The following is a 17,255-nucleotide window of genomic DNA, read 5'->3' as shown; positions in this document are numbered from 1 at the left end:
TCCGCTGGGCTACTCGTTCCGCCTTCGCAGCGGTTTCAGCTTTCACTACAGGTCCGGCCGCTCTTATCGGCACGGAGGTCGACAGCGCGACGGTCGTGATCGGACAGACGGCGAGGATCAGGTTTGCCGAACCCGACGACAGAAACCCGTCGCGTACCAGGGATGATCAACGCCGGTCAGGTAACCGGCGTTGCCACCCCAGTCGGCGGCAGGATAACCGCGAATGGCTCGTGTCGGGAGGGTAGCCAACCGTGCCGGCAGGCGCGCAGGCGAAGCCCCACATCACAGATCATCACCTCGTCAGCGGCAGGTACCCGTCAAGCCCGTTGCCGGCGGACCGTGGTCGGGGTCAGGCCGTAACGGTCCCGGAAGAGGCGGCTGAAATGTGCCGGGCTGCCGAACCCGCAGCGCGACGCGATCACGGCGACCGGGTCGGAACCGAAGAGCAGATCGTCGTAGCTACGGGCGAGCCGCCGATGCCGGATGTACGCACCGAGCGTCATCCCGAGCCCGTCGACGGCGGCGTACAGCGTACGCACCGAGACCTGGTGGGCGGCGGCGATGGTGACCGGGCTGAGCTTCGCGTCGTGCAGGTTGGTGTCGATGTACCCGAGTGCCCGCTCGCGCAGCTGATACGCGGGCCAGCGGTCGGGTTTCGCGACATCGCCGCCACGCAGCCGGTCGAGCGGTTTCAGCAACTCGGTCACCAGCTGGGCGGACGCCTGGCGGGCGCCGGTCGCCATCGCGGGCAGCTGCTCGTTCAGGGTGAACAGCACCTGGCTCAGCGATCGCGTCGGCTGATGACCCGGTGGCAGCAGCTGGATGTACGACTCGCGGTAGCTCGGCAGCGCGGTGGCGGCCAACGAGCGCGGCACGATCAGGGTGGTCTTGACCACCGGTTCCAGGACCTCGAAGTAGCCGGTCGCGTTGCCGTCCCAGATCATGACGTCGCCGGGCCCCAGAACGACGCGTTCACCGTTCAGATCCAGACCCAGGCGGCCCGACTCGACGAAGTTCAGCCCGATCACGTCGCGGGTGCTGGTGACGACGTGATGTCGTGTCCGGCGGCCCCGATGCGGGAGCGCCGAGGTGCGAATCAGCGACATCGCGCCCATCGCGTGCTTGCGCACCTTCGCGTCGAAGTCCTGCGGCCGGCCGGGCACCATGGCGATTCCGAACGCCAGATAGGTGGTCGACAAGATCTCGAACCACTGCTCGACCCGATCGGACGGTGGGATGAGAGCCAGGTCCCAATGCCAGTCCTGCTGCACGTGATCGACGGTACCCCGCTGGTCAGCGCGAGTTTCTACGCTGAGGCAGCAACTGTGCGAGCAACGCCGCGACCACGCCCACGCCGATCAGGTAGGGCAGGACGTCGACGAACGCGTTCCGGTCGCCGGCCGGGTTTCCGCTCACCTTGCTGTAGAAGACGATGCCCCCCAGCGCGACCCCGGCGGCGGTTGCTACCTGCAGCCCGGCGTTGAAGACGCCGGACGCCGCGCCGATGTGCTTCGGCTCGACGCCCGCCATGATGGTGCTCGCGAGCGGGCCGACGACCAGGCCCATCCCCAGACCGTCGACGAACAACGGCACGTCGAGCAGCCATGGCTGGGCCGGTGAGACGTGCGACTCGAGCAGGATCAGGCCGACCTCCGCGATGACCATCAGGAGGGCGCCGGCGGCGAGCACCTGCCGGCCGAACCGGGCCGCGATGTGCCGCGCCGTCATCGACGTGATCATGTAGCCGAGGCCCATCGGCAGGAACACCAGCCCGGCTTTGACGGGTGCGAGCCGAAGGCCGTCCTGGCAGTACAGCGCGAGGACGAAGAAGAACGCGCCCTGGCCCATCCAAAAGACCAGTTGCAGTCCCATACCCGCGCTGAAGGCACGTTCCCCGAACAGCGCCATGTTCACCAGCGGCGCCCCGCCTCTGCTTGCGAAACGTCGTTCGTAACCGGCAAAGACTGTCAGCACGACCGCGGACGCTGCCAGGCACACCCAGATCCAGACCGGCCAGCCCTGCGCGTGCCCCTCGACCAACGGCAGCACGAGCAGTAGCAACCCGGCACCGAGCAGCCCGGTACCGGCCGGATCGAACCGAGCGGGGTGCGTCGGAACCTTCACGAAATACCGCCGGCCGGCCAGGATCACGGCAATGCCCACCGGAATGTTGACCAGAAAGCAGGCGCGCCAGCCGCTGTGCGCGATATCGAGGCGCAGCAGCACCCCGCCGATCAGTTGTCCGAGTACGGCGGCGATCCCGAGCGTGAATGCGTACGCGTCGACGACCCGGGCCCGGGCACGCCCCGAGTAGGCGGCGGTGAGCGACGCGATGACCTGGGGAGACGCTGCCGCCGCGGCCAGCCCCTGCACCACCCGGGCCGCGATCAGCACACCCGGCGACGGCGCGAAACCGCAGGCCGCGGACGCGAGCGTGAACCCTCCGATGCCCCACAGGAACAGAGCACGCCGGCCGAACAGGTCACCCAGCCGCGCGCCGGTCACCAACGCCACGCCGTAGGGCAGTGCGTAGCCCGCGACGATCCATTCCAGCTCCGACGGCCCGGCACCCAGGTCACCGCTGATCGACGGCAACGCGACATTCACGATGAATATGTCCAGTCCAGCCATGAAAATGCCGACAAGCACCACCACGGCAAAAGCAACACCGGTTTCCTGTACGCCTCCCGAAGGCGCTTCAGTTTTCGACAGTTGATCAGTCACAGACGTACTCCGCATCGCCGTTATCGCGTCCGAACTGGAGCGATGCTATGCACCGGAATACGGCGGTACTTGAGTTCCTCTGCAGACCTCTTGCAAGCGTGATTCTCGGCACCCGTCAAGGCCGAGCTTCAGACACCTCAGTGCGCGTAGACGGGTTGCCACATGGCGTCCTGGACCGCCTGGACGACGTTCTCGTGCTTCACGGTGGCCACGCCGTCGGCGACCGCGGCGTGCACAACCGCCACTGCCGTGGTCGCCGAGGACGCGCGCAGGTTGTCTACCGGCGGCACCAGCGCGGCCCCGGCAGCGCCGACGTCGACCTGCCCGGCCACCGCTTCGGCCGCGGCCAGCAGCATGCCCGGCGTCACCTTCGAGGCACCGGCGACGATGGTGCCGAGGCCCAGCCCGGGGTAGAGCAGCGCGTTGTTGGCCTGCCCGATCTGATAACTCACGCCCTGGTACGCCACCGGGGCCACCGGGATGCCGACCGCGACCAGCGCCTTCCCCCGCGACCAGGTGATCACGTCGGCGGGCATGGCCTCGATCCGCGACGTCGGGTTGGAGATGGGGAAGATGATTGGCCGGTCCACCCCCGCGCTCATCGCCTCGACGACATCCCGGGTGAACGCGCCGTGCGAGGTCGAGGTGCCGAGCAGAATCGTCGGCTTGACCCGGCGGACGGTGTCCAGCAGGGTTGTCCGGCCGCGGAGTTCGGCGGGGTCACGGGCGTACGGCTGCTGGAAATCTCGCAGGTTTGACATGTCGCTGGTGAGCAGGCCCTGTTTGTCCACCAGCCAGATCTGCGAGCGGGCCTGCTCGGTGGACGCGCCGTCGCGGACCATGGCGTCGTGGATCTGGTCGGCGATGCCGACCCCGGCGGTCCCGGCGCCGAAGACCAGCAGCCTCTGCTCACGCATCGGCACCCCGCTCACTTTTATCGCGGACAATGTCGCGGCCAGGGTGATCGCGCCGGTGCCCTGCATGTCGTCGTTGAAGATGCGGTACCTGTCGCCGTAGGTCTGCAGGATCCGGCGAGCGTTTCCCGGCCCGAAGTCCTCGAAATGCAACAGGGCCTTGGGGAACAGCGACGACACGGTCTCCAGATATCTGGCGATGAACGCGTCGTAGGCGGCGCCGCGGACCCGGGCGTGCCGATTGCCCAGATACAGGTTGTCGTTGAGCAGTTCCTCGTTGTCGGTGCCGACGTCCAGCGACACCGGGATCACCCGGCGCGGATCGATTCCGGCGGCGGCCGTGTAGACCGCGAGCTTGCCGACCGCGATCTCGATGCCGCCCACACCCCAGTCGCCGATGCCCAGGATCTCCTCGGCGTCACTGCACACGATCAGGTCGACGTCGTCCGGGCCGAGTTGCAAGGTGCCGAACGCTTTCGCCATGTCGTCCGGACGATCGATCGACAGAAAGATTCCTCTCGGCCGGCGGAACTCGTGCGAGTAACGCTCGATGGCGTCACCCACCACCGGGTCGTAGACGATCGGCAAAAGCTCGGCCAAATGATCACCGAGCAGCTTGTAATAGAGGACCTCGTTCCGGTCGTGCAACTGTTCCAGATACACGTTCTTGGCGAGGTCGCTGCCCTGCCGGTGGAGCTGGCCGTACGCGCGTAACGCCTGCTGTTCCAAGGTCAGCGTCGCCGCCGGCAATCGCCCGGTGAGACCGAGAGCGGCCCGCTCGGCGTCGGTGAAGGCCACGCCCCGATTGCGTATCGGTTCATTCAGTACGGCTGGCATCTTGTCGTTCACGCCTTACCCCCCAGATCGTTCGGCGCATATACGTCCCAGAGAACCACCGGGCATTCCGGCAGGTCATCCGGTGCGAGACGTGCGTTCGGTCACGGCTGTTTATTCACGGGAATTGGTGTTATTTAGCTCACCCAAACTGGGGCTTGCGAGCAGCTTCAGCAGCCTGGGTAACCTTCGTTTCGGTCCCCTTCCCCCGCGTGCCCAGGCAAGCCACCGCAATGAGAGGGGACAATTCCGATGACTGAATCCCGCCCGCCGCTACCACCTTTCGATCTGCAGAGTGCCTTGCAGAAGGTCCAGGCCGCGGAGGATCTCTGGAACACACGAGACCCCGAACGGGTCGCCATGGCGTACACGGTCGATTCGGACTGGCGCAACCGCCACGTCCACGTCGTCGGACGCCCCGCGATCATCGAATTCCTGAGCGGCAAATGGAAGCGCGAACAGGATTACGCGCTGCGCAAGGGCCTTTGGGCGTTCGACGGCAACCACATCGCCGTGCGATTCCAGTACGAGTGCCGCGACGCGGACGGGCAGTGGTGGCGCAGCTATGGCAACGAGCTGTGGGAGTACTCCGAGGACGGCCTGAACAGGCGGCGCGAGGCCTCCATCAACGACCGCCGCATCGACGAATCGGAGCGCCGCTTTTTCGGACCGCGCCCGGAATCCGAGCGAGAGGTCGATTTCCCACTCTGGTGAGAGTGGAATCGAGGGTGTAGCCCGGGTCGGCGGGCTCGGGCTACGAATTCTCACCCCGGCAGCCCGGCCCTACGCCGTGGCCTGGTCGTACTCGGAGGGCTGGTTGCGGATCACGGTCAGCGACACGATCTTGCCGGCCCGGATCGAGAAGTAGCTGCTCATGATCAGCTCGCCGGGCAGGTTCGACTTGTCGTAGTCGCCGTCGTAGCGGCCCCGCACGATGATGTCGCCGTAATGGTCGAGCACCGTCACCGGATCGACGGTCACGTGGTCACCGACCAGCTCCTTCTCCACCCAGCGGCGCACCGCCTGCGCGCCCCGGATCTCCCGCCGGTTGTCGTTGACGTAGGCGTCCGGGGCGAAGGTCGCCATCACGGCGTCGGTGTCGAAGGCGTTGACCGCGCGCAGATGCTCGGCGACGACGCCGTCCAGGGAAATCTCGGTGGTAGTCATGACAGCTCCTCGTGTCTCTCGCCAGGGCCGTTCCCGGGCGACGACGACAACGCTGCCCGCTCCCTCAGGGGGAGAGTCAAGCCGTCATAATCGCTGGACTCTCCCCCTGTGGGAGGGTCAAGACTGAGGCCATGTCCGAGCTGCTGTCGATCGGTGACTTCGCCCGCGCCACCCACCTGAGCGTCAAGGCGCTGCGCCACTATCACGACCAGGGGCTCCTGGAGCCGGCCCAGATCGACGCGGCCTCGGGGTACCGGCGCTACCGCCTCGAGCAGATCTCGATAGCCCAGATCATTCACCGCTTCCGCGGCCTCGGCATGCCCCTGGACGACATCCGCGACGTGCTGCACACCGACGACCTCGCCGCCCGCAACGAGCTCATCGCCCGGCACCTGCGCCGTCTGGAGCGCGAGCTCGCCACCACCCAGAGCGCCGTGGCCTCGCTGCGAGACCTGCTGGAGCATCCCCGGGTGCAGACCCCCATCGAGCACCGGCGCATACCCGAACGACGGGTGGCGGCCATCTCCGGGCACGTCGAGATCGCCGACATCGGCGCCTGGTATCAGGGGGCCCTCGGCGAGCTCTACGCGGTGCTCGACAGCCAGCAGATCGACGATCCGGGCACCGCGGCCGGCATCTACGCCGACGAGCTGTTCACCGACGAACACGGGCAGGCCACCCTCTACCTCCCGATCACCTCGGCCCTGCGCCCCGCGGGCCGCGTCCACCTCACCGAGCTGCCCGCGGCCGAGCTGGCCGTGATCGCGCATGACGGCCCCGACGACGGCATCGACCGCTCCTACGGAGCACTCGCCACCTATGTCAGCCGGCACGCCCTCGCGGTCGACGGCCCGATCCACGAGTTCTACCCCGTGAACCGGCACCACACCGCCGACCGATCACGGTGGCGCACCGAAATCGGCTGGCCCATCTTTGAGACCCAGCCGCCGCCTTCTTAGTACGGGGCGGAATTGTGGCTCAGACGGCGGCCGTCCAGCAGCGACATCGCGTACCGCACCAACGCGATCAATCCCAGCTTGCTCGACTCCCGGTCGCGCGCGTCACACCACACCAGCGGCACGTCCGCGTCCAATTCCAGTGCCTCCCGGATCTCCCGCTCCGAATAGTCGCGTTTGCCGAAGAATTGGTTGACCGCCGCCACGAACGGGATTCCCCGCCGCTCGAAGTAGTCCACCGCGGCGAAGCTGGTCTCCAGCCGTCGCGTGTCGACCAGCACGATCGCGCCCACCGCCCCCTGAGCCAGGGCATCCCACATAAACCAATAGCGGTCCTGCCCGGGCGTACCGTACAGATAGAGCACGACGTCCTGGCTTATCGTGATCCGGCCGAAGTCCAGCGCCACCGTGGTTTGCACTTTGCCTTCGACACCGATCGTGTCGTCCACCCCGACGCTTTCCTGGGTCAGGATCTCTTCCGTGGTCAGGGGCGCGATCTCGCTGACCGAGCCCACCAGGGTGGTCTTGCCGGTGCCGAATCCGCCGGCGACGACGATCTTGACCGATGTCCGATCCACTGTGTACCCCTCAGCTTCAGAGCCGCTCGAGGCCCGCGAGAACCGAACCAAGCAGTCGCAGGTCGATGACGATCTGCTGGGCGGCCGCGCCCATCCCCAGATAGCCCTGTTCGGCCAGGACGCCCACCATCACCTTGGTCACGGTCAAGGGCAGATGCAGGTACGCCCCGAGCTCCGCGACCGAGATCCAGTTGCCGCACCGGTCGAGGACGTTGAGGTACTCCGACTCCAGACGACGGCGGTCGGCCGGCAGCGCGATGACCTGCGTCGCCAGATCCAGGTTCGAGTCCTGCGGGCTGGTGCGCCCGTTGACCAGCACATACAACGGAACAAACCGGCCCGCGACTGCCTCGTCCCGGCCGCCCGGAGCGTCAGATGCCATCGGCCAGCACGCCTGATCTCGCGCTGGTACCCAGGTAGTTGCCGATTCGAGTAACCAAACGGCTCATCTCGTACGCGACCATGCCCATGTCGACGTTCTGGTCGCAGAGGACGGCGAGGCGCGCGTTCTGGCCGGCGGCCGCGAGGAACAGGGTCTGCTCGTGGAACTCGATGATCACCTGTTGCACCGCGCCGCTGGCGAAGCGGCGTCCGGTGCCCTCGGCCACGCTGTACATCGAGGAGGCGCCGGCGGCGAGGATCTCCGCGAGCTCCTGCGGGATGGATGCGGACTTTTGCATGATCAGACCGTCGGCGGACAGGACCACCACGGAGACGACGTTGGGCACCTCGACGAGATCGTCGAGCATCCAGGGGAGCTTGGGAGGGGTCGGATTGATCACTGGTGCATGCCTCGCTCAGCGTCGGTAACTGTTCCATCACCCGTGGCCGCGCGGCCCGCATTGCGACCTTGCTGGTAGCGCGCGAACCGGGCCTGGGCCTCTTCGGGCGACCGCGTCGGGCCGGCCCCCATTTCTGGCTCGTCGCGCAAGCCAGGGGCGAGGTGTTCCTGCGGCCGCCGATGCGGCAGCGGTGGTTTGCTGCTTTCCTTGTGCCGCCTCGGCAGAGACGAGGGCTGCGGCGACAGCGGCTGCGGCGACATGGGCTGCTGCGGCTGGGGCTGCTGCGTCTCGGGCTGCCGTCGCGGCAGCGTCTCTGGCTGCCGCGGCGCGAGCGTCTCAGGCCGCCGGGGCGGCAGAGACTCGACGTTCTCCGGTTTCATGACGGCCACGGCGGCGACCGTCGGGACGTCCAGCGAGTCGACCCGGTTGTGCCGGGGCGACGGGGCCGGGGACGCCGGCGTGGCCGGCGAGACGGGTGTCCCGTCCGGGTCCCGGCCTTCGGCCCCGCTGGTGAGCAGCCGGCCCGGCAGCAGCACGATGACGAGCAGTCCCCCGTACGCGGACCGGCGCAGACTGACCTGCACGCCCTCGCGCTTGGCCAGCTCCGCCACCACGTGCAGGCCGACCTGGGCGCCGTCCTTGAGCTCGGTGACGTCCGGGGTGGTCGCGGTCGCGAGCAGCCGGTTCGACTGGTCCACCATTTCGTTGGGCATGCCCACGCCGGCGTCTTCGATCTCGACCGCGACGCCCGCGTTGACCATGCTCGCGCTGACCCACACGGTGGATCCGGGCGGCGAGAACGCGAGCGCGTTGTCCAGCAGCTCGGCCACGATGTGCAGGACCCCGGCCACCGCGTGCCCGACCAGCGCCACGTCGGGCGCGACGCGCAGGCTGATCCGCTGGTAGTCACGGGTCTCGGCGAACGCGGCCAGCAGCACCCGGCGCAACGGCACCGGGTTCTGGAACCGGCGGCCGCTCTGCCCGCCGGCGAGGATGACCAGGTTCTCCAGGAAGCGCCGGGTCTGGTTGAGCTGGTGGTGGATGTCGAACAGGTTCGTCAGCAGCTTCTCGTCGCCGATCTGGCTCTGCAGATCCTCGACCACCTTGAGCCCGCGCTGCAGCGGGCGCTGCGGCCGGCGGGCCACACCCATCACGATCGCGGTCCCGGCCGCGCGGGCCTTCGCCTCGTCGGTCGCGGCCCCGGCGGCCGCCCGCAGCGATCGGTTGATCACGTTGGCGACCTGGCCGATCTCGTCGCCGCCGTAGTCCTGGCCGACGAACTCGGTGTTCAGATCGACCTGTTCGCGTCGGCGCAGCCGGTTCATGACCGCGGGCAGCCGCTCGTCGACCAGCGTGTCCGCGTCCCTGCCGAGTTTGGCCAGACGTACGGACAGGGCGCGGTCGACCAGCACGCTGGATTGCCGGACCGCCCACAGGATCGCGCCGACCGCGATGAGCAGGGCCAGCAGGCTACCGAGCGATGGAATGAGCAGCTTCTGGTTGCCGGCGTGCACCGACTGCGCCGACACCAGGGTTTCGTTGCCGACGATCACGCCGAGGAGGGCGTTGGAGACCTGGGTGGTCAGCGTCGCCCACTGGGCCCGGTTGATCGGCACCGTGCTCGGCTGGCCGTCGTGCCAGGGCCCGGCCGCGGTGATCGCGTCCTCGGTGGCGACGAGCTGCTTCCAGGCGGGACTTTGCTGCACTGCCGCGTACTGCTGGCGGTTGGTGGCGTCCATGAACTGGCTCGCGTAGTCCAGCATGTAGTGGTACGCCCCGGCGTCCTTGACGAACTCCAGGTAGTCGGCCCGGCTGAGCCCGCCGGAGATGAGCGCGGCATCGATCACGGAAGCGGCACGGTTCTGCAGGTCACTGCCGCGCCCCATTTCGACCGAAGTGATCTCACCCTGGGTTCCCTTGACGTCGGGAACCGCACGCGCCTGCGCGTCGAAGAGTTGATCCAATGATTCGAAGAGCCGGTTGTACATGTCCAGCGCACCACCCGAGCTGATCGACTCGGCGTCGACGGCCTTACGAATGGCTGGAAGCTGGTCGAGCGTCGCGATGAGGGTGTTCAAACTGGTCTTGACCGAGTCCGGGACGTGGCCCAGCTTCTCGCCGGCCGCGCGGATGGTGGCCACCTGTGCATCGGTCTGCCGACGGGTGTCGAGCAGCTGGGACTTGTCCTGCGAGGGGCGGGCGAGGAACGCCACGCTGAGCCGGCGTTCGTACTCGATCGAAATGACCGCGGCCGCCGACTCGGCCGAGACCTGGCGGATCGCGTTGCCGGTCGAACGGCTGTGGTAACCCTGGAAGACCAGGTACGCGGAAGCGACCAACCACAGCAGCACGGCGACGAGGCCGGGGATGAGCACCAGCCGGACGACGCGTCGCTTGATCGACTGCTGGCGGGTCACCTTGGGTCTGGGATCAGTCGGTGCAGACACCAACTCGCATCCAATCTCGGGAAATGACGTGCAGTGCGGGATTCGCAGCGAACTCTCGCATCAGAAACGTGGCGCAACGGAGTGTAAGGATTCCACCATGAAGGACGTTGCAATAGTCCCCATTCGAGCCTCCTTGCTGTCCCCCCAAGCTTTACGAATTAGACCGGTCCCGCAATAGTTGTGACGCGCGTCGCCCGGTTTCTCTGCAATTCTCAGAGCGCGCCGATCACTCGCAGGCGGTCGGCCATCATGCGGCGCGCGACCGCGGAGTCGTACGCGATGGGCTCGAATCCGTGCGGGACCGCGGGATGGACGTGCAGCTCGGTACTCACTCCGGCCAGTTGCGTGCGGCGGGCGTACTCGATGTCCTCGTCGCGTACCGGGTCGATCTCCACCGCCTCCATGAAGAGCGGCGGCATCCCGGTCGCGTCCGTCATTCGCGCCGGCGCCGCGTAGGGCGACACGTCCGCCGTGCCGTACGCGTCGCCGAGCAGCGCCTGCCACGCGGTGACGATGATGTTGTAGTCGCCGATGCGGTCCTCCATGCCGGGCACCGGGGTCGAGGTGCGGTCGTCGAGCATCGGATACAGCAGTATCTGGCGGGCGATCGCCGGCCCGTTCCGGTCCCGGGACCACAGTGCCACGGCGGCCGCCAGGTTTCCGCCGCCACTGTCGCCCATCACCGCGATCCGTCCGGGGTCGACGCCCAGCTCGCTCGCGTGCGCGGCCAGCCAGGTCAGCGCGGCGTACGCGTCTTCGACCGGCTTGGGATGCGGGAACTCGGGCGCGAGCCGGTAGCCCACCGACAGGAACGGGACGCCGCTGTCGGACACGTAACGGGCGACCCTGCCGTGGTACAGGTCGACGCTGCTCGCGATCACGCCGCCGCCGTGGAAGTGCAGCACCGCGGATCCGGGCCGGGAGCCGTCCTTGACGTACCACCGCGCCAGAATCGTCGCGCCGTCGGCCGAGGTCACCTCGAAATCGGTGGTCGTCACATCGTCCGGCACCGGTTGCGCGACATCGATCATGGCGTGAACGGTGTCGATCCCCGTGCGCACGGCCTTGACGTCACCGACCGGAATCACCGGCGGGGGCGGCGCGTCGGCACCGAACATCCGCTTCCGCGCCGCGACCCACTCGGGGTCAAGGGGAAATGCCATGCTCACTCCTTGGTCACAAGCACTGCCCGAGCGCATGACTCGGACACCATGTTCGAGTGAACCGTACAACCGACCCGCTCCGGTGGCGCTATGCCATCGATCACGGGACCGTCGTCTTCTCCGCAGACACCCGCCAACTGACGTACGCCGTTTGTTTGCACCATGAATCGGGTCTCTTCTCGCGGCGGGGGTTTGCGGGGTGGTGGCCGGCCGTGGAGGCTCGGGAAACACGGGGCTGTTCACCGGCGTACGTGGGAAAGCTTAGGAGAAATGGCATGTCTACCTGGTTAATCACCGGCACTTCGACCGGTTTCGGGCGGGCGCTTGCCGAGGCCGTGCTCGAGCGCGGGGACGATGCGGTGGTCACCGCGCGGGACGTCAGCACGGTCGAGGATCTGGCGAAGGCGTACCCGGAAAAGGCTCTCGCGCTGGCGCTCGACGTGACCGATCAGACGCAGATCGAGCGCGTGGTACGGGAGGCGGAGGCGCGATTCGGTGGCGTTGACGTGCTGGTCAACAATGCCGGGTACGGATATCGCGGAGCCGTCGAGGAAGCCGATGACGAGGATGTGCGGCGGCTCTTCGCGACGAACTTCTTCGGCCCGGTGACGCTGATCCAGAAGGTGCTTCCCGGAATGCGGGAACGCCGCCGGGGCGCGATCGTCAACGTCTCCTCGATCGGGGCGCGGATCACCCTGCCCGGGTCGGCGCACTATTCGGCGAGCAAGGCGGCGTTAGAGGGCATGTCCGGCTCGTTGCGGCGTGAGGTCGAGCCGCTCGGGATCACCGTCATGGCCGTCGAGCCGGGCAATTTCCGCACCGATTTCGCGGGCCGGTCGCTGACCGGGGCGAAGACGGTGATTGCCGACTACGAACCGACCGTGGGGCCGCGGCGCAAAGGGACCGACCAGAGCCACGGCACCCAGCCGGGCGATCCGAAGAAGCTGGCGCAGGCCCTCATCACCGTTCTCGAATCGGGGCGGGCGCCGCAGCTTCTGGTTCTCGGTTCGGACGCCGTGCAGAATTTCGAAGGCGTACTGGAAAGTCAGCGGGCCGACCTGGACGCCTGGCGTTCGGTGGGCACCAGCACGGACCTCTGAGGCGTCGACGAGGTGGGCCCGGTCGATGCCCGGGCCCACCCCTTCAAATCGTTACCACCTCAGGAAATTCTCCTGGGTCTGCGCGTTGAACGTGTCGGTGCGGAAGAACTTCGCGATGTTCGTGCGGTAGTCCTTCAATTCGAGGACATCGATGCCCTTGTCGATGTCGTTCGAGTAGATGTAGCCGTTGTACCAATAGGCGGACCACGATCCGCCGAGCACCAGGGTGGTGTCCGAGATCGGGCCGCGCTCCCAGAACGCGATCTCCTTGGGCCGGCGCGAGTCGCTGAAGTCCCAGACGGCGACGCCACCCTGATACCACGCCTGCACCATGATGTCGCGGCCCGGAACCGGGATCAGCGAGCCGTTGTGGGCGACGCAGTTCTCGGTGGCCGTGTTCGTCCGCGGGATCTTGAAGTAGCTGCGGAACTCGAACTTCGCCCGCTTGCCATGACCCACGACGTCGTAGATCGCGTCGGCGCCACGGTTCGGGCCGATCTCCGGGTTACAGGTCGCCGCGCCGCCGCCACCCAGCTCGTCGGTGAAGACGACCTTGGTGCCGTTGTTGTTGAACGTCGCGGAGTGCCAGAACGCGAAGTTCACGGTGTCACGCACGGTGGTGATGACCTTCGGAGCCGTACGCTTCGAGATGTCGAACAGCACGCCGTCGCCCATGCACGCACCCGCGGCGATGTCCTTCTCCGCGTAGACCGTGATGTCGTGGCAGCCGCTGGTGGCGGTGTGGCCGGGCGTTCCCGGATACCCACCGTCCGGGAACACGATCGGCGCCGCGACCACCGTGGCGGCCTTCGGGTTGTACTTCGGCACCTTGATGATCGAGATCTTGTCGTGCGGCTGGGCGCAGTTCGGCTGGTCCGCCGTCGACAGGTTGTACGACGAGATGTACAGGTAGACGTTGGGGTCGTGCTTCTTGCCCGGCACCATCGTCTGCGTGTGCGAACCGCAGTCCGTCTTGATCGACTTGATGTACTTCGGCGTCAGCGGGTCGCGGATGTCGAAGATCTTGATGCCTTCCCAGCGGTCGCCCGGGACGGCGGTGGTGGACCCCTCGTTCACGCACGAGTCGTTGGTGCGCTGCGAGTCGGTACCCAGGAAGAGCAGGTTTCCGCTGACCGAGACGTCGTTCTGCGAACCCGGGCAGAGCACCTGCGCGGCGAGCTTGGGCGCCTTGGGGTTGCGAAGGTCGTAGACGGAGAACCCGTTGTAGTTACCGCCGTATGCGTAGCGGCCCTGGAACGCCCAGTCCGTGTTGAAGGACTCGGCGAACGGCCCGGTCTTCGGCAGATGTGCGACCTGCTTGAGGTTTGCGGAGCTGACGATCTCGTCGACGCCGGGAATCCCGGACGGGGCGGGGGCTTGGGCAGCGCCGCTCGAAGGTGCCGTCATAAGTCCGACGACGACCGCGGCCGCGGTTAACGCGGCAAGGCGCATGAGCCTCCGCCCTCGTGGGGCGAGTGGTCTCACGATGCTCCTTCCGATTCATGCACCGTCGATGCAAGATGGGTCACGACAGCGCGTATTCAATCCTGTCGCTACAGTAATGGTCCACAGTGTTTTGAGGAACATCTATTCAGGCAGCAAGGAGATAGGGTGAACCGTCAGAGGGCATCGATGCTGCTCGCTGCGGGTGTGGCCGTCGCGGGCGCGGTCGGGCTTATCGTGGCAACCCGGTCGAGTTCGGACTCGAGTGCGGCGGTGCCGTTGCCCAGCGCGGTTTCCGAGGCGCCGCACCGCGTCGTGGTCCCGGGCCGGCCGGGCGAGTCGGCGGAGGTGACGTTGTCCGACCGGGTGAAGGCCCCGGACGGTGTCACCTACAACGGGATCGACACGACGTTCGTCCAGATGATGATCGTCCATCATGGACAGGCGATCGAGATGGCCGGTCTGGCCGGCCGGCGCGCCTCGAACGTCGAGCTGCGCGCGCTGGCCGACCGCATCGGTGCCGCCCAGGCCCCCGAGGTGACCTATCTGCGGACGTGGCTGCGGGCCCGCAAACTGCCCGAGACCGACCCGTCGCACGACCACAGCACGATGCCCGGCATGCAGACGCCCGCCGACATGGCCGCGCTGAGGGCCGCGACCGGTGCGGAGTTCGACCGCAAGTTCGTGGCGATGATGACCGATCATCATCGCGGCGCTCAGCAGATGGCCGGCGACGTGATCACCGGGGGCCAGGACGAGCTGCTGCGCGAGATGGCCAACGAGATGGCCGTGGAACAGGGCAGCGAGGTCCGCCGGATGGCTCAGCTGGGCATTTGAGCCGTACGCCTGGTCGGATCTTCGGTCGGCGGAGAGCGATAATCCGGGGGTACCTTCTGGGTTGCGCCGTGGGAAGCCGGGTAAAACTCCGGTTCTCCCGCCCCGCGGAAAGGACATCGACATGGCTACCGACGACTTCAACACCGAGGCGGCGGAAGGGGAGCGCGATCGCCGGTTCCACGGCGGTTCGCCCGCCCACCTCGACGACGACGAACTGGCCCGCCGCACCGCGGAGGAGCGGGCGGACGCGGGCGTCGACGACTACGACCCGGACGACGTCCCGGCCGCGACCGACGACCCGGTCCCGTTCGACCCGGACTTCGACACCGACGAACAGGACATCGAGAGCGTCACCGCCCGCCAGGAGGCCGAGGGCGAGACCAGGCCGCTCAGCAAGGACAACCCGTTCCCGCCCACGCGTTACGCGGAGTGACGGCCGCTGCCCACTACAGCGGTAGCACGAACGGCGTAGGTTCCCCGGCGACGCACGAGACGCGCATCCGGTAACGCTGCGTCGGCCCTTTGAAAATGATCAGCGCGGTCAGTGCCGGCCCGGGGTCGACCCTCTCGACCTCGTAGCCGGCGGCCGGCTGCCAGTCCGTCAGCGTGGCCTTGCCGTCCGCGCAGGTCGCCAGCACGGACCCGCCGGGCGAGCTGAGCCGCTTTCCGCCCGCGCCGGGGGTCGGCGACGCGGTGGGCGAGATTTCCGGCGCGTCACTCGGCCCGGACGTGCCCGCGGGCGCCCCGGCGCTGGGGCGGGCTGTTCCGGCCGGCGCGGCGGACGCCGCCGGGTTACCGCCGCTGTGCGGGGGCCGCCCCGGGGGCACGGCCGTGGCAGGCGCCGCTGCACCGTCACTCACCGTAGGCGCAACGCCGAGACCACGCACCGGCGCGACCGACGCGGTGGATCCGCCGGCGGGCGACCGCTTCTCGTTTTCGCCGTCGCCGCCCGGAACAAACCAGAGCAGCAGCGCGGCGACGGTCACGGCCACGACACCCCCGCCGGCCAGGAGGGACTTCCGCTTGCTCAGCGGTACGCGCCGAGCCCCGCGCCCGGACGGCCGCAGCACCCCGGGTGGCAGGAGGAGAACGCCGGGCGCGTCACTACGAGCAGCGGCCTGCCCCGCAGCGGCTTTCCCGGCGGCGCCTTGCCTGGCGGCGCCTTGCCTGGCGGCGCCTTGCCTGGCGGCGGCTCCAGCCCCGCCGGGCGGCAGAACCAGTGTCTGAGCACCGCGGTTCGCGGTGTTGCGCGCCGGCCGCGGCACGACCGGGCTCGGCTTGGCGGCCGCGAGATCCGTGGCGATGCGGTTTTGCGCCCCACGCGGCTCGCCGGCCGCAGCGAATCCGCCCGACGTCCCCCGAGATGCGCCGGCAGGACTCACGGAAGCCTCGGCAGCATCGGCCAGCGTCGACGACACCTCGCTCGCCGTGGGCCGCTCCGCAGGATCCTTGCGCAGGCAGCGACCGACCAGTTTGGACACCGCCGACGGCACGCCCGCGAGTTCCGGCAGCGGCGCCGGGTTGACGTACACGTGCGCCTGAAGCATCTGCGTCGTCGTCTCGACACTCCACGGCGCCTCACCCGCGAGCAGCCGGTACAGCAGCACACCCAGCGCGTACACGTCCGAGGCCGGCACCACCGCGTCCCCGGTCAACCTCTCCGGTGCCAGGTAGGCCGGGGTCCCGACGAGCATGTCCTCCGGCGCCGGCCCGACCGCGGCCGCGATGCCGAAGTCCACCACCTTCGCACCGCCCGGTGTGACCATGATGTTGGCCATCTTGATGTCACGATGAACCAGGTCCTCGGCGTGCGCGACGGCCAGCGCCGCGGCCACCTCGCCACAGATCCGGAACACCTTGCGTGGCGGCAGCGGCCCGGACGCGACCCGCTGCTGCAAGGTAAGCCCGTCGATCAGTTCCATGACGACGAACGGCAACGGACTGCCGCCCTCGGCCGCCTCGCCGTAGTCGTACACCTGCGCGATGTTGGGATGCGACAGATTCGCCGCCGCGCGCGCCTCATCCCGGATCCGCTCCCGTGATTGCGGATCACCGGCATATCGCGCGGCCAGCACCTTGACCGCGACGTGCCGTCCGAGCACCTCGTCACGGGCACGCCACACCACCGCCATGCCGCCACTGCCGAGCTCGTTCAGCAATTTGTAGCGGCCACCGAGTACCTGCCGAACCTCCACCGTGGCAGTGTGCCTGCCCGACCGCAAAATCGCACACCGGTGACACCCGAATGGCGTTCACTTTCCTTTTCCCATCTGATCGACTTATCGTTTCGTCGGGCCTCGGAATTGATCA

16 protein-coding genes are annotated in these 17,255 nt (G+C 67.9%); 5 read left to right on the top strand and 11 right to left on the bottom strand.

The features are described from left to right. Positions 1 to 317 precede the first annotated feature (317 nt). The 3 genes from HH310_RS05635 to HH310_RS05625 form a co-directional block, all read right to left on the bottom strand. A complete protein-coding gene (locus HH310_RS05635; protein WP_169174287.1) occupies positions 318 to 1,271 on the bottom strand; it encodes a helix-turn-helix domain-containing protein in 954 nt (317 codons plus the stop codon). Between the two features lie 22 nt (positions 1,272 to 1,293). Continuing rightward, positions 1,294 to 2,739, bottom strand: a complete 1,446-nt coding sequence (locus HH310_RS05630) for an MFS transporter (RefSeq protein ID WP_282438396.1) — start codon at positions 2,737 to 2,739, stop codon at positions 1,294 to 1,296. Positions 2,740 to 2,861: 122 nt separating this feature from the next. Next, positions 2,862 to 4,475 (bottom strand): NAD-dependent malic enzyme, encoded by a 1,614-nt coding sequence (locus HH310_RS05625; RefSeq protein WP_169174285.1) that lies wholly within the window; start codon positions 4,473 to 4,475, stop codon positions 2,862 to 2,864. Positions 4,476 to 4,724: 249 nt separating this feature from the next. Here HH310_RS05625 and HH310_RS05620 point away from each other — a divergent pair, with 249 nt between their 5' ends. Further along, positions 4,725 to 5,186 (top strand): nuclear transport factor 2 family protein, encoded by a 462-nt coding sequence (locus HH310_RS05620; RefSeq protein ID WP_169174284.1) that lies wholly within the window; start codon positions 4,725 to 4,727, stop codon positions 5,184 to 5,186. A gap of 69 nt (positions 5,187 to 5,255) precedes the next feature. Here the strand turns inward: HH310_RS05620 and HH310_RS05615 are convergent, their stop codons facing one another. After that, entirely contained in the window at positions 5,256 to 5,639 is a 384-nt protein-coding gene (locus tag HH310_RS05615) for a nuclear transport factor 2 family protein (protein WP_169174283.1), read from the bottom strand. A gap of 131 nt (positions 5,640 to 5,770) precedes the next feature. Between HH310_RS05615 and HH310_RS05610 the strand changes: the two genes are divergently transcribed. After that, complete coding sequence (locus tag HH310_RS05610; protein WP_169174282.1) at positions 5,771 to 6,598, top strand: MerR family transcriptional regulator; 828 nt, start codon at positions 5,771 to 5,773, stop codon at positions 6,596 to 6,598. On the opposite strand, the gene HH310_RS05605 is transcribed toward HH310_RS05610, so the two are convergent. From HH310_RS05605 to HH310_RS05585, 5 genes are all read right to left on the bottom strand, one after another. After that, entirely contained in the window at positions 6,595 to 7,173 is a 579-nt protein-coding gene (locus tag HH310_RS05605) for an ATP/GTP-binding protein (RefSeq protein WP_169174281.1), read from the bottom strand. The two genes, HH310_RS05610 and HH310_RS05605, sit on opposite strands and share 4 nt — an antisense overlap. 16 nt (positions 7,174 to 7,189) lie before the next feature. Then, entirely contained in the window at positions 7,190 to 7,555 is a 366-nt protein-coding gene (locus HH310_RS05600; RefSeq protein ID WP_169174280.1) for a DUF742 domain-containing protein, read from the bottom strand. Then, entirely contained in the window at positions 7,545 to 7,922 is a 378-nt protein-coding gene (locus tag HH310_RS05595; RefSeq protein ID WP_169174279.1) for a roadblock/LC7 domain-containing protein, read from the bottom strand. The genes HH310_RS05600 and HH310_RS05595 overlap by 11 nt, the downstream gene beginning before the upstream one ends. Positions 7,923 to 7,951: 29 nt before the next feature. Beyond that, positions 7,952 to 10,402 (bottom strand): nitrate- and nitrite sensing domain-containing protein, encoded by a 2,451-nt coding sequence (locus HH310_RS05590; protein ID WP_312033848.1) that lies wholly within the window; start codon positions 10,400 to 10,402, stop codon positions 7,952 to 7,954. Between the two features lie 212 nt (positions 10,403 to 10,614). Beyond that, positions 10,615 to 11,565, bottom strand: a complete 951-nt coding sequence (locus HH310_RS05585; RefSeq protein ID WP_169174278.1) for an alpha/beta hydrolase — start codon at positions 11,563 to 11,565, stop codon at positions 10,615 to 10,617. A 275-nt stretch (positions 11,566 to 11,840) separates the two neighbouring features. Here HH310_RS05585 and HH310_RS05580 point away from each other — a divergent pair, with 275 nt between their 5' ends. Further along, positions 11,841 to 12,665 (top strand): oxidoreductase, encoded by an 825-nt coding sequence (locus tag HH310_RS05580; RefSeq protein ID WP_169174277.1) that lies wholly within the window; start codon positions 11,841 to 11,843, stop codon positions 12,663 to 12,665. Positions 12,666 to 12,716: 51 nt separating this feature from the next. Here HH310_RS05580 and HH310_RS05575 read toward each other — a convergent pair whose 3' ends face one another. After that, positions 12,717 to 14,153 carry an LVIVD repeat-containing protein gene (locus tag HH310_RS05575; RefSeq protein ID WP_396027491.1) on the bottom strand — a complete coding sequence of 479 codons (1,437 nt, stop codon included), beginning with the start codon at positions 14,151 to 14,153 and terminating at the stop codon, positions 12,717 to 12,719. A 123-nt stretch (positions 14,154 to 14,276) separates the two neighbouring features. Here HH310_RS05575 and HH310_RS05570 point away from each other — a divergent pair, with 123 nt between their 5' ends. Together HH310_RS05570 and HH310_RS05565 are read left to right on the top strand one after the other, a co-directional pair. Beyond that, positions 14,277 to 14,945 carry a DUF305 domain-containing protein gene (locus HH310_RS05570; protein WP_312033847.1) on the top strand — a complete coding sequence of 223 codons (669 nt, stop codon included), beginning with the start codon at positions 14,277 to 14,279 and terminating at the stop codon, positions 14,943 to 14,945. 121 nt (positions 14,946 to 15,066) lie between these two features. Continuing rightward, complete coding sequence (locus HH310_RS05565) at positions 15,067 to 15,378, top strand: hypothetical protein (protein WP_169174275.1); 312 nt, start codon at positions 15,067 to 15,069, stop codon at positions 15,376 to 15,378. A 13-nt stretch (positions 15,379 to 15,391) separates the two neighbouring features. On the opposite strand, the gene HH310_RS05560 is transcribed toward HH310_RS05565, so the two are convergent. Further along, positions 15,392 to 17,140 (bottom strand): serine/threonine-protein kinase, encoded by a 1,749-nt coding sequence (locus HH310_RS05560; protein WP_169174274.1) that lies wholly within the window; start codon positions 17,138 to 17,140, stop codon positions 15,392 to 15,394. Positions 17,141 to 17,255: the final 115 nt, after the last annotated feature.

The organism is Actinoplanes sp. TBRC 11911 (assembly GCF_012933445.1).
Lineage (GTDB): Bacteria > Actinomycetota > Actinomycetes > Mycobacteriales > Micromonosporaceae > Actinoplanes.
The sequence above is the reverse complement of the archived record's forward strand: the minus strand, read 5'-3'. Positions and strand labels throughout refer to the sequence as shown.